Genomic DNA, 12,403 nt, shown 5'->3' with positions numbered 1-12,403 from the left:
CCGCACGCGAGCGGGCCGCCCACTCGACGCCCCGCGCGCGAGCGGGCGAAGCACGTCCCGCTCGCGCCCGGTACCCGGCCCGTTCCGCCCGCTCGACGCCCCGCACGCGGCGTGTTCCGCCCGCTCGGCGCCCCGCGCGCGAGCAGGCGAAGTACGTCCCACTCGCGCCCGGTACCGGCCCGTTCCGCCCGCTCGACGCCCCGCACGCGGCGTGTTCCGCCCGCTCGGCGACCTGCACGTGGCGCGTCGTGCGACCTCGGCGGCCCGACGGGCACCCTGGAGGCGCGGCGCCCATCCGCACCGCATCCCCTCGCAACGCTCTGGCCACCTCCCCCGCGTGCACGCTCGCGTCGCGCGCGTGCACGGCTCGAGGTCGCACGAAGTGCCGCTCCGCGCGTTCCCGACCGGCCGTTCGTGCGACCTCGGCGACACGCAGACGGCGCGTCGAGCGACCTCGGCGGAGGCGGCCTCGGCGCTCGACCTCGGCGACACGCACGTGGCGCGTCGTGCGACCTCGGCGGGCGGCCTCGGCCCGACCGGAGGCGCGGCGGGCGCCTACGAGTTCGCTGCCGCCTCGGCATCCGCGCGCAACCGCATCCGCTGCGCGTCGATGTCCACGAGCTGCCGCTGGATCTCCGCGCGACGGTCGGCCTGCTCGTTCGGGTCCGCCCGCTGCAGCTGCCCGAGGAGCGAGGCCTTGCGCGCCAACAGGTCCCGCTCGACCAGCGCGACGACGATGCTCCGCGCGTAGAGCGCGAGGTCCTCGTCGGTGCGGGCCGGGATCGGCGCGAGCGCGAGCTCCTGCACGAGTCCCCGGAACGGCCCCGGCACGTCCTGCAGCAGGCGTTCGAGCCAGTCCCCCGCGCCGATCGCGTCGACGTTCGCGACCACGGCGTCGCGGACCACGGACAGCATCGGTGCCGAGAAGGTCGCGGCGGCCGCGAGCCCGAGGAGCGGCGCGCCGACGTGCCCGGGCTGCTGCACCATCGCCATCACCGCGTCCCGCTCCATCCGCGTGATCGGGTCGTTCGGCAGGAGCCGGAGCCCGGCGACGGGCTCGTCGGGGACGGCGACCGCCTCGCCACTGGATCCGGTGTGCGTGGCCGGTGCCGCGCCTCCTGGGCGGTGGTCGTTCGACGAGGACCCCGCGCGCTGGCGGGCGTTCTCGACCGCGCGGCGGACCTCGGGGATGTCCAGGCCGAGCCACTTGGCGGTCTCGCGCGTGTAGGCGGTGGCGAGCGTGCGGTCGCGGATGCCGGCGACGACCGGTGCGGCGTCGCGGAGCCCGGCGACGCGCCCCTCGGCCGTCTCGATGTCGTGTGCTGCCAGGCGGCGGCGGATGATGAACTCGAACATCGGCCGCTTGGTCTCGATGAGCCGGGTGACGGCGGCGTCTCCCCGCGCCAGCCGGAGGTCGCACGGGTCGAGTCCGCCCGGCGCCACCGCGACGTAGGTCTGCGAGGCGAAGCGGCTCTCTTCCGCGAACGCCCGCGAGGCCGCGCGCTGCCCGGCCTCGTCCGGGTCGAACGTGAAGACGATGTTGCCGAGCTGCGAGAGGTCGCGGCTCGCGGAGTCGCCGAGCATCGGCCGCAGCACCTTGATGTGGTCGACGCCGAAGGACGTGCCACATGTGGCGACCGCGGTCGTGATGCCGGCGAGGTGGCAGGCCATCACGTCGGTGTACCCCTCGACGATGACGACCTGCTTCTGCTTCGAGATGTCCCGTCGCGCGAGGTCGAGCCCGTAGAGCACCTGGCTCTTGTGGTAGATCGGGGTCTCGGGCGTGTTGAGGTACTTCGGGCCCTTGTCGTCGTCGAGCAGCCGCCGCGCGCCGAAGCCGATCGTCGCCCCGGTGACGTCGCGGATCGGCCACATCAGCCGTCCACGGAACCGGTCGTACGGCGAGCGGTCGCCCTGGCTGACGAGTCCGGCCGAGACGATCTCGTCGATCGTGAACCCACGGCCGCGCAGGTGGTCCCGGAGCGCGTCGTACGACTTCGGGGCGAACCCGACGCCGAAGTGCTGCGCCGCCGCCGGGTCGAACCCGCGCTCACCGAGGAACTGCCGTGCCGGCTCGGCCGCCGCCGTGGTGAGCTGCGACACGTAGAACTGCTGCGCCGCCTCGTTCGCGGCGATGAGCCGGGCCCGGGCGTTGTAGTCGGTCCGGGGGCCGTCGCCCTCTTCGTAGTGGAGCGTGAAGCCGATCTTCGCGGCCATCCGCTCGACGGCTTCCTGGAAGGTGGTGTGGTCCTGCTTGATGACGAAGTCGAAGACGTCGCCGTCCTCACCGCAGCCGAAGCAGTGGTACCGGCCGACCTGCGGACGGACGTGGAACGACGGGGAGCGTTCGTCGTGGAAGGGGCAGAGGCCCTTGAGCGACCCCACCCCGGCCGACTTCAGGGTCACGTAGTCGCCGACGACGTCGGCGATGTTGACACGCGAGCGGACCTCGTCGATGTCGTTCCGCGCGATCCTCCCAGCCACCCCTCGATCCTAGTTCCCGCCGCTGACGACGGCTGACCGTCGCGGGATCTGTGGACAGGGCCGGGAGGCGCGGCTCGGCCCCGCCACGAAGGCGAGGCACCGCCCGTGGGTCGGGTCCAGGGCACGACCCACCACCCCGGCTCGGTCCAGGGCACGACCCACCACTCCGGGTCGGGCCAGGGCGCGACGCGCGCGTCTCGTCGCCACCCCGGACCGGCTCGGATCCAAGGCGCGGCGGGGCACCCCGCCCGGCCGCCCCGGGTCAGACCGGGATGTGCACGCGCTCGCGGTCCCCGACCACGAGCCGCTTGTGCCACGCCAACGCCCCCTGGTCGGTCAGGCTCGCGACCTGGTCCACCACGGCCCGCAGCCGGCCGGCATCGTCCGACGCCTCGCGCCAGTCCGCCGCGAAGCCCGGCTCGAGGTCGGCGCTGCCGGTCGCCGCGAGGGCATCGAGCAGCTCGGTGAGGATCCGCCGTTGGTCCTCGTACACGGGCTGCCGGTCGCCCTGCGTCATCACGAACGCCGCGACGATGCCCTTGAGCACCGCGATCTCGCCGATGATCTCGGGCGGCGTCACGACCGACGCCGCGAACCGCACGAGGGATCCCGACGCGTAGGACTCCCGCGTCGCCGCCGTCGCCGTCCGCGCGAACCGACCGATCAGCTGCGAGGTGAGGTTCTTCAACCGCGCGAGGTCCCGACGCGACCCGTCGTAGGACGTCATCCACAGCGGCAGCGAGCGGAGCCGGTCGAAGGCCTCGAGCAGCTCGTCACGACTGAGGTCCGACCCGACCCAGGCGTGCATCGCCGACACGATGTCGTTCTCACCGACGCGGTCCCCGAGCGCCGCGACGTCGATGAAGCCCGCCACGACGGCGTCCTCGAAGTCGTGCACCGAGTACGCGATGTCGTCGGACAGGTCCATCACCTGCGCCTCGATGCAGCGCTGCCGGCGCGGAGCCCCCGCGCGGAGCCACTCGAACGCGTCGTGGTCGTCGTCGTAGAAGCCGAACTTGGTGCGACCCGAGGACGACTCGGACACGCCCTGGGCCGCCGGCCACGGGTACTTGCAGCTGGCGTCGAGCGAGGCCCGGGTCAGGTTCAGCCCGTACGGACGGTCCTCGTCGTCCGGAGCACCGGCCCGGGGGCCGTACACCTTCGGCTCGAGCCGGGTGAGCAGCCGCAGGGTCTGCGCGTTGCCCTCGAACCCGCCGATGCCCGCCGCCCACGCGTTCACGGCGGTCTCGCCGTTGTGCCCGAACGGCGGGTGGCCGATGTCGTGCGCGAGGCAGGCGGTGTCCACCACGTCGGGGTCGAGCCCCAGCGAGTCGGCGAGCTCGCGGCCGACCTGGGCGACCTCGAGCGAGTGGGTCAGGCGGTTCCGCGCGAAGTCGAGGCCGGTCGTCGGGCTGAGCACCTGGGTCTTCGCGGCGAGCCGCCGGAGCGCGCTCGAGTGCAGGAGCCGGGCACGGTCGCGCGCGAAGTCGGACCGACGGTTCCCGTGGGTCTCGGGCAGCCAGCGCTCGGCGTCGGCGGGCCCGTACGAGGCGGTGGCGCTCATCCGCCGCTGTGGTGCAGCTCGGCGGCGGCGAGGACCTTGCGGAACTCGCTGTCGACGTCGCGGGACTCGAGCCAGCGGTCCGGCAGGGCCGTGCGCTTCGGGTGCCCGGCGCGACCGCGGGGACCCTCGGCATCGGCGCCCGGGTACGGCGCGTCGTGGTCGAGCTGGCCGAGCAGGTCGTCGATCTCCTGCAGGCTGGACGCCATCGCGAGCCCGGACCGGACGTCACCGCCGATCGGGTACCCCTTGAAGTACCAGGCGACGTGCTTGCGGACGTCCCGGCAGCCGTGCTCCTCGCTGCCGAAGAACTCGACGAGCAGTTCGGCGTGCCGCTTGAACGCGACCGCGACCTCGCCGAGGGTCGGCATGTAGCGCAGCCCCTCGCCACGGAACGCCGCCGCGAGGTCGCCGAACAGCCACGGCCGCCCGAGGCACCCGCGACCGACGACCACGCCGTCCGCGCCGGTCTCGTCGACCATGCGCAGGGCGTCGGCGGCGGACCAGATGTCCCCGTTGCCGAGCACCGGGATGTCGGTGATGGTCTCCTTCAGGGTCGCGATCGCCGACCAGTCCGCGTGCCCCGAGTAGTGCTCGTTCGCGGTACGGGCGTGCAGGGAGACGGCCGCGACCCCGGCGTCCCGCGCGATGCGGGCGGCGTCGAGGTAGGTCAGGTGGTCGCCGTCGATGCCCTTGCGCATCTTCACGGTGACGGGCACGTCGCCGGCAGCACGGACCGTCTTCGTGACGAGTTCCTCGAACAGGTCGAGCTTCCACGGCAGGGCTGCTCCCCCGCCCTTCCGCGTCACCTTCGGCACCGGGCACCCGAAGTTGAGGTCGATGTGGTCGGCACGGTCTTCGCCGACGAGGATCGTCGCCGCCTCGGCCACCGTGTTCGGCTCGACGCCGTACAGCTGGATGGACCGCGGCGTCTCGGACTCGTGGTGTTGGATGAGCTGCATCGACACGGGCGTCCGCTCGACGAGCGCACGTGACGTGATCATCTCGCAGACGTAGAGTCCTGCGCCGTACTCGCGGCAGAGCCGGCGGTACGCCATGTTCGTGATGCCCGCCATCGGCGCGAGCACGACCGGCACGTCGACCTCGATGGGGCCGATGCGCAGGGGCTTCGCCGGACGGGTCGCCGTCCCGGGTGCGTCAGTGATCGTCATACGGCTCCCATTCTCCCACGTCGGTGCGCGCCGGTAGCGTTCTCCACATGACGACCGACGCCATCACCCGGTTCGACGCCGACGCACGGGCCCGTGGCCTCCGGGTCGACGTCGTCGAACGCCCAGCGGCGGGCTCCCTGCACGAGGCGGCAGCGCTGCTCGGCATCGAGCCCGGTGACATCGTGAAGACCCTGGTCGTGAAGCGGCACGACGGCGGTTTCCTCCTCGCCCTCGTGCCCGGCGGCCGCGCCATCGCCTGGAAGAAGCTCCGCACCGTCGTCGGCGTCAACAAGCTGTCCATGCCGGACGCGGCGACGGCGCTCGAGGCCTCGGGCTACGAGCGCGGCACGATCACCCCGATCGGTGCGACGGGCGACTTGCCGGTCTACGCCGACGAGCGCATCGTCGGACGCCGGGTCGCGCTCGGCGCCGGCCGGCACGGCGCGAGCGCCTTCGTCGCCGCCGACGACCTGGTCGCCGCGTACGGCGCGACGGTCGCCGACATCACCGACGAGGAGCCCGTCCGCTAGCACCCGCGCAGTCGTCACCGTGCGGCGCCGCGCGAAGCCGCGTGCGAACGGTCCTGGTGGCCGGACTGCGCCCTCCCACGAACACTGCGCCTCCGACGAACACCGCGCCCCGCGACGACGGGGCGCAGTGTTCGACACGGGCGCGGCGGGCACTCGCCGACGCCGGAGCGCCGCGAGCGCCCGCTCAGTCGGGGACCTCGGTCCAGTCGCCCTCGGCGCCGGGCACGAAGCACGAGTCACCATCGCAGACCGGCGCACCGCCGGGCGTGACGAGCGTGAGCAGGGCGGGTCGCGCCTCCTGGCCGTCGGACTGGAGGCGCGGCTCGGACGAGCCGTCCACCCGCACGTCCGTCATCGGGTCGCCTCCGTGTCCGCTGCCGCGTCCTCGGCGGACCGCTGCTCGGCCTCGGCGACGTCCGACGGGGTCGTGGCACGGAGGGCGACGACCTGCGTCAGCACCTGCTCGAACGCCGCCGGGTCCTGCGCGCCCGAGACGCCGTACTTGCCGTCGATGACGAAGAACGGGACGCCGTTGATGCCGTAGGACTGCGCCTGGGCCTGATCGGCACGGACCGCCGCGAGCTGCGAGTCGTCGCGGAGGGTCGCGCGGACCTCGTCGGGGTCGAGGCCGATCTCGGCCGCGAGGGACGCCAGCGACTCGTCCTGGCCGACGTGCTCACCGCGCTCGAAGTAGGCGGCGAAGAGGCGTTCCACCATCTCGAGCTGCTTGCCCTGCTCCTTGGCGAGGTGGATCACCTGGTGTGCCTTGACCGTGTTGGTGTGGTGCATCGACTCGAAGTCGTAGTCGAGGCCGACGCTCGCGGCGATGCCGGCGACCTGGTCGAGCATCTGCTGCGCCTGCTCGACGGGCATGCCCTTGTGGCCGGAGAGGAACTCGGCCTCGGTGCCCTCGAAGTCCACCGGGGTGTCGGGGCTCAGTTCGAAGGAGTGGTACTCGACCTCGACCGGGGCGCCGTTCGGTGTCGAGGCGAACGCGGCGACGCCGGCCTCGAACTTCCGCTTGCCGATGTAGCACCAGGGGCAGGCGATGTCCGACCAGACATCGACCTTCACAGAGTCGTTCATGCTGGGCGCAACCGGGCCCGCGGCGGACGCATTCCCGCGCCGCCCTGCGCCCGCTGTCACGGCGTAGAACCAGGAATCCGACACCGAACCACGGCCAACGCCCGGTTCGATGTCGGATTCGTGGTTCAACCCGGCCGCGCCGACGCGCCGCCAGCGCCTAGGCGCCGAGCAGCCGCGCCGCGAGGTACCCCTGCAGCTGGTCGAGCGCGACCCGCTCCTGCGACATCGTGTCGCGCTCGCGCACCGTCACGGCCTTGTCGTCGAGGGTGTCGAAGTCGACCGTGATGCAGAACGGCGTGCCGATCTCGTCGTGGCGACGGTAGCGGCGACCGATCGCCCCCGCGTCGTCGAAGTCGACGTTCCAGAACTTCCGCAGGTCGTCCGCGAGGCCGCGGGCCACCGGCGACAGCTGCTCGTTGCGGGACAGCGGCAGCACCGCGGCCTTGACCGGGGCCAGGCGCGGGTCGAGGCGCAGGACCGTGCGCTTGTCGACGCCGCCCTTCGCGTTCGGCGCCTCGTCCTCGTGGTAGGCGTCGAGCAGGAACGCCATGAGCGCACGGGTCAGGCCGAACGACGGCTCGATGACGTACGGCACGTACTTCTCGTTCGCGGCCTGGTCGAAGTAGCGGAGGTCCTTGCCGGACGACTCGATGTGGTTGTTGAGGTCGAAGTCGGTGCGGTTCGCGACGCCCATGAGCTCGCCCCACTCGGTGCCCGCGAAGCCGAAGCGGTACTCGATGTCGGCGGTGGCGTCGGAGTAGTGCGCGCGTTCGCCGTCCGGGACGTCGAAGCGGCGGAGGTTCTCCGGGTCGATGCCGAGGTCGGTGAAGAAGGCGACCGAGTCGGCGATCCACTGCTCGTAGTGTTCCCCGGCCTCGGCCGGCGGGACGAAGTACTCGATCTCCATCTGCTCGAACTCGCGCGTCCGGAAGATGAAGTTGCCGGGCGTGATCTCGTTCCGGAACGCCTTGCCGACCTGCCCGATGCCGAACGGGGGCTTCATGCGGCTGGTCGTCACGACCTGCGCGAAGTCGACGAAGATGCCCTGCGCCGTCTCGGGGCGGAGGAAGTTCAGGCCCTCCTCCGACTCGACCGGGCCGAGGTAGGTCTTGAGCATGCCGGAGAACTCACGGGGCTCGGTCCACTGCCCGCGGGTCCCGCAGTTCGGGCACGCGATCTCGGCCATGCCGCCCTCGGGCTGCCGGTCCTTCTTCGCCACGAAGGCCTCGACGAGGTGATCTTCGCGGAAGCGGTGGTGGCAGTGCAGGCACTCGACCAGCGGGTCGGTGAAGGTCGCGACGTGCCCGGACGCCTCCCACACCTTGCGCGGCAGGATCACGGCGGAGTCGAGGCCGACCATGTCGCCACGGCCGCGGACGAACCGCTGCCACCACTGGCGCTTGATGTTCTCCTTCAGCTCGACGCCGAGGGGCCCGTAGTCCCACGCGGAGCGCGATCCACCGTAGATCTCCCCCGACTGGAAGACGAAGCCACGGCCCTTGGCCAGGGCGATGACGCTGTCGAGACGGGAGGACTGTGCCACGTGATGCTCCAGAGGTCGCCGAGCTGGGTGCCCGGTTCGGTGAACGTACCGGGCAAGCGTACCGGCCTCGTGGACCTCGTCGGACGCCCGGCGCGGTGCCTGTGGAGAACGCCCCTCACCCCTCCGGTCTGAAGCCGTCGACCGCCGCGAGGGCGTCCGCCACGCTGGCCACGTCCTCCTCGTCGTTCCACCGGTGGAACGCCAGCCGGACCCGGCCGGCACGGCCGCTCGCGGTGATGCCCGCCGCCGCGAGGGCGCCCAGGGCCGCGCCGTCGGCGTCCGGGAACGTCGTGATCGCCTGTCCGCTCCGAGGCGACCCGAGCGTGTCGGCGAGCCGGTCCGTGAGCCGCGTGGCGTGCCTCCAGGACGAGGCCGTGTCGAGCGAGGCGAGGTGCCGGAGCGCCGCGACCGCCCCGGGCCAGGCCTGCCACGCCGGCGAGACGTCGAACCGACGCGCGTCGTCCGCGAGTGCCATCGTGGGTCCGTAGCACGACGCCCACACGTCGGCACCCGCGTACCACCCGGCCTGCACGGGCCGGAGCTGGTCGAGCGCGGCGTCCGAGAACGTCGAGAACGCGACCCCGCGCGGCGCGCACAGCCACTTGTAGGCGTGCGTGACGGTGACGTCGAACGGCCGGGCGTCGACCGGGAGCACGCCGGCGGCCTGCGTGAGGTCGCACAGCGTGAGCGCGCCGACCGACCGGGCGGCGTCGAGGACGGGCTGCGGGTCGGTGACCGTCCCCGTCGACGACTGCACCGCCGACCAGGCGACGAGCGCGGTGCCGGGCCGGACGGCGTCGGCGAGCGAGTCGAGCGGGACGCTCCGCACCCGGATCCCGCGGTGCGCGCCGGCCAGGAACGGGAACACGAGCGAGCTGAAGTCGCCGTCGGGGACCACCACCTCGGCACCGTCCGGCAGCGCGGCGGCGACCACCGCGACCATCGCGGAGGTCTGCGATCCGGTCGCCACCCGGGCCGGCTCGACGCCGACGAGGTCCGCGAACAGCGATCGTCCCGTCTCCACGAGGGCGCCGTACGCGACGGGCGAGGACGCCTGGCGCTCCCACTCGTCGAGATCGGCGCGCATCGCCCGCAGGGTGCCGTGCGTGGGGAGGCCAGCGGTGCAGGCGGCGAGGTACCCGGAGCCGTCGACGAAGGAGTCCATGCCGACCACCGTGGTGCGTGCCGGTCCATCACACCAGAGCAGGTTCCTTCGATCCCCCATAACATCGAGTTGTGGACGACCTCGACCCCCAGCTGCTCCGCGTCCTGCGCGCCGTCCGCGACGCGGGCTCGATCAGCCGCGCGGCCGCCGCGCTCGGGTACAGCCAGCCCGCGGTCAGCCAGCTGCTCGCTCGCGCCGAACGCCGGACGGGGCACGAACTCGTGCTCCGCGGCGCCCGGGGCGTGACCCTGACCGAGTCCGGGCACGTCCTCGCCGACCACGCACTCGCCGTGCAGGCCGCCCTGGCCGCAGCGCGCGAGGACCTCGACGCGGTCGGGAGCCTCGCCCGCGGACGTGTCCGGATCGCGGGGTTCCCGAGCGCGTCGTCGACCCTCGTGCCGGCGGTGCTCGCGACCATGGCGCGGGAGACCCCGGGGGTGACGACCTCCTATGTCGAGGCGGAGCCACCCGAGGCCGTCGAGCTCCTCCGGCGCGGGGACGTCGACGTCGCACTGACGTTCTCGCACGCCCTGCAGGGGGACGACGTCGCCGCGGACCCGACGCTCACCTCGCGCATCCTCGGTCGGGACCCGCTCGCGCTCGTCACGCCCGCCGCTGCTCCGGGGCACACGCTCGGCGAGGTCGCGGACCTCGCGGCGTTCCGTGACGAGCGGTGGATCGGCGGGTGCCCACGCTGTCGCGGGCACCTCCTCGCGTCGTGCGCGGCGTCCGGGTTCACGCCCGACATCGTGCTCGAGACCGACAACGCCGCAGCGGTCGTCGGGCTGGTCGCGGCCGGGCTCGGCGTGGCGCTGCTCCCCCGGCTCGCCCTGACCACCACGGTCGTGCCGCCCGGTGTCGAGGTCACGCCGGCGGGCGACGAGCTCGCGCGGCGCGTCGAGGTCGTGGTGGCGAGGGGTGCCGACCGGGTGCCGAGTGTCCGGGCGACGCTCGACGCGGTCGGCGGTGCGGCGCACCTGCTCGGCTGAGGCGCCGGCGCCGGCGCGCGTCTCGCGGAGCCGGGACACGCAGGACTGGAGGCGCGGGGCGGCGCCGACCCGCGCCTCCCGTCAGGCGGTCGGTGCGTCCACGGCCCCGCCGAAGCGTCGGTCGCGGCGCGCGTACTGCTCGATCGCTCCCCAGAGGTCGGTGCGGCGGAAGTCCGGCCACAGCCGGTCGAGGAACACCATCTCGGCGTAGGCCGACTGCCAGAGCATGAAGTTCGAGGTCCGCTGCTCCCCCGAGCTGCGGAGGAACAGGTCGACGTCGGGCAGGTCCGGCACGTACAACCGCTTCGCGAGGGCCTTCTCGGTGACCTGACTCGGCTTCATGCGCCCGGCCGCGACGTCCTCGGCCATGCCCCGGACGGCGTCGACGATCTCGTTCCGGCCGCCGTAGTTCACGCACATCGTCAGCGTGAGACGAGTGTTGTGGGCGGTCATCCGCTCGGCGGTCTGCAACTCGTCGACCACGCTGCGCCAGAGCCGGGGTCGGCGCCCCGCCCATCGGATCCGCACGCCCCACCCGTCGAGCTGGTCGCGGCGGCGGTGCAGGACCTCGCGGTTGAAGCCCATCAGGAACCGGACCTCGTCCGGGGAGCGCTTCCAGTTCTCCGTCGAGAACGCGTAGGCCGACACGTGCTTGACGCCGATCTGGACGGCACCGGCGACGACGTCGAGGAGCGAGGCCTCGCCCGCGCGGTGCCCCTCGACCCGGGTCAGGCCGCGCTGGTTCGCCCAGCGGCCGTTGCCGTCCATGACGATCGCGACGTGCTCGGGGACGAACTGCACCGGGATCGCCGGGGGCTGCTCACCCGTCCAGTCGACGGGCTGCAGCGGCTCGGACTCGGCGTAGCGGCGCGGGCTCATGCAGGGGTTCCTCCGTGGTCGGGCACGTGGGTCGGGTCCGGCGGCGTGCGGACCGGGATCGAGGTGGTCGGGTCCGCCGGGGTCGGGGTCGGGGTCGGGGTCTCGTCGACGGGCTCCGGCAGTGCGGGTGCCGGGGTCGCCGCGACCGCTGCCGGCACACCCCCGGGTGTGGGAGCCACCGGCGACGGGCGCTCGGTGCGGTCGACGTGCGGCAGCGACCGGAGCGATCGTTCCAGGTGCCACTGGGCGTACGCCGCCACCACGCCGGAGGCCCGGGAGCGGGTGCGCTCGTCCGACGCGTCCACCGTGCCCCAGTCGCCGGCGAGCAGCGAGCCGAGCAGGTGCAGGGTCTCGGGGTCGAGCCGCGGTGTCCCCGGAGGCGCCGCGTGGTCGGCCACCACGCCGCCGAGCTGCACGACGAACGCCGAGTGCGGGCCGGGCTCGCCGGTCACCGCACAGTCACGGAACGAGGGCGCCCACCCGGCGATGCTCATCGCGCGCAGCAGGTACGAGTCGAGCGTGGCGGTGGTCACGTGCTCACCGCGCGCGAGGGAACGCAGGGCCCCGACGAGCAGCAGGTACTGCTGGAGTCCGGCGTCCGCCTCGCTCAGGCGGTCGGCCGTCTCGACCATCGCACTCGCGGCCGTGTAGGCCCCGTAGTCCGCGACGATCTGCGCGCCGTACGACCCGAGGGACTCGGCCTGCGTGACGATGTCGAGCGAGCGGCCCTCGTAGAACTGTGCGTCGACGACCATGAACGGCTCGAGGCGGGACCCGAACTTCGACGCGGTCCGCCGGACGCCCTTCGCGACGGCGCGGATCTTGCCGTGCTGCCGGCTCAGCATCGTCACGATGCGGTCGGCTTCACCGAGCTTGTGGGTGCGCAACACGACGCACTCGTCCCGGTACAGCGGCATTGGACCAGTATCCCCCTCCCCACCGACGCTCCGCGCCCGGGGCCCGCGCGCGCCGCGCCCGCGGCGCCCGCCGCGCC

Annotated in this window: 10 protein-coding genes and 1 pseudogene; 2 read left to right on the top strand and 9 right to left on the bottom strand. The window is 73.1% G+C overall.

Annotated features, from left to right (window positions below; translation table 11 throughout):
- Positions 1-555: 555 nt before the first annotated feature.
- The 3 genes from dnaG to dusB form a co-directional block, all read right to left on the bottom strand.
- On the bottom strand, positions 556-2,484 hold the full coding sequence (gene dnaG, locus ACNQOV_RS17595; protein ID WP_022906393.1) for a DNA primase: 1,929 nt from the start codon (positions 2,482-2,484) through the stop codon (positions 556-558).
- A 262-nt stretch (positions 2,485-2,746) separates the two neighbouring features.
- Positions 2,747-4,048, bottom strand: a complete 1,302-nt coding sequence (locus ACNQOV_RS17590) for a deoxyguanosinetriphosphate triphosphohydrolase (protein WP_402262280.1) — start codon at positions 4,046-4,048, stop codon at positions 2,747-2,749.
- A complete protein-coding gene (gene dusB / locus ACNQOV_RS17585) occupies positions 4,045-5,217 on the bottom strand; it encodes a tRNA dihydrouridine synthase DusB (RefSeq protein WP_402262277.1) in 1,173 nt (390 codons plus the stop codon). Before dusB ends, ACNQOV_RS17590 begins: the two co-directional genes overlap by 4 nt.
- A 47-nt stretch (positions 5,218-5,264) precedes the next feature.
- Between dusB and ACNQOV_RS17580 the strand changes: the two genes are divergently transcribed.
- Positions 5,265-5,747: an aminoacyl-tRNA deacylase gene (locus ACNQOV_RS17580; protein WP_022906395.1), complete on the top strand. Its 483-nt coding sequence runs from the start codon at positions 5,265-5,267 to the stop codon at positions 5,745-5,747.
- Positions 5,748-5,931: 184 nt separating this feature from the next.
- Here ACNQOV_RS17580 and ACNQOV_RS17575 read toward each other — a convergent pair whose 3' ends face one another.
- From ACNQOV_RS17575 to ACNQOV_RS17560, 4 genes are all read right to left on the bottom strand, one after another.
- On the bottom strand, positions 5,932-6,102 hold the full coding sequence (locus ACNQOV_RS17575) for a hypothetical protein (RefSeq protein WP_402262274.1): 171 nt from the start codon (positions 6,100-6,102) through the stop codon (positions 5,932-5,934).
- Positions 6,099-6,833, bottom strand: coding sequence for a DsbA family oxidoreductase (locus ACNQOV_RS17570; protein WP_416396160.1), 735 nt, complete (start codon positions 6,831-6,833; stop codon positions 6,099-6,101). The genes ACNQOV_RS17575 and ACNQOV_RS17570 overlap by 4 nt, the downstream gene beginning before the upstream one ends.
- Positions 6,834-6,990: 157 nt before the next feature.
- Positions 6,991-8,376, bottom strand: coding sequence for a glycine--tRNA ligase (locus tag ACNQOV_RS17565; protein ID WP_022906398.1), 1,386 nt, complete (start codon positions 8,374-8,376; stop codon positions 6,991-6,993).
- 115 nt (positions 8,377-8,491) lie between these two features.
- Positions 8,492-9,541: an aminotransferase class V-fold PLP-dependent enzyme gene (locus ACNQOV_RS17560; protein ID WP_416396158.1), complete on the bottom strand. Its 1,050-nt coding sequence runs from the start codon at positions 9,539-9,541 to the stop codon at positions 8,492-8,494.
- Between the two features lie 71 nt (positions 9,542-9,612).
- On the opposite strand from ACNQOV_RS17560, the gene ACNQOV_RS17555 reads away from it, so the two are divergent.
- Positions 9,613-10,530, top strand: a complete 918-nt coding sequence (locus tag ACNQOV_RS17555; protein ID WP_416396156.1) for a LysR family transcriptional regulator — start codon at positions 9,613-9,615, stop codon at positions 10,528-10,530.
- Positions 10,531-10,611: 81 nt separating this feature from the next.
- Here ACNQOV_RS17555 and ACNQOV_RS17550 read toward each other — a convergent pair whose 3' ends face one another.
- Both ACNQOV_RS17550 and recO read right to left on the bottom strand, forming a co-directional pair.
- Positions 10,612-11,409, bottom strand: a complete 798-nt coding sequence (locus ACNQOV_RS17550) for an isoprenyl transferase (protein WP_416396154.1) — start codon at positions 11,407-11,409, stop codon at positions 10,612-10,614.
- A gap of 194 nt (positions 11,410-11,603) precedes the next feature.
- Positions 11,604-12,326: pseudogene (recO, locus tag ACNQOV_RS17545) on the bottom strand (DNA repair protein RecO); the annotation flags it as partial.
- Positions 12,327-12,403: the final 77 nt, after the last annotated feature.

The sequence above is a fragment of the Curtobacterium sp. LFS084 genome (assembly GCF_047977705.1).
Taxonomy (GTDB): Bacteria; Actinomycetota; Actinomycetes; order Actinomycetales; family Microbacteriaceae; genus Curtobacterium.
The sequence above is the reverse complement of the archived record's forward strand: the minus strand, read 5'-3'. Positions and strand labels throughout refer to the sequence as shown.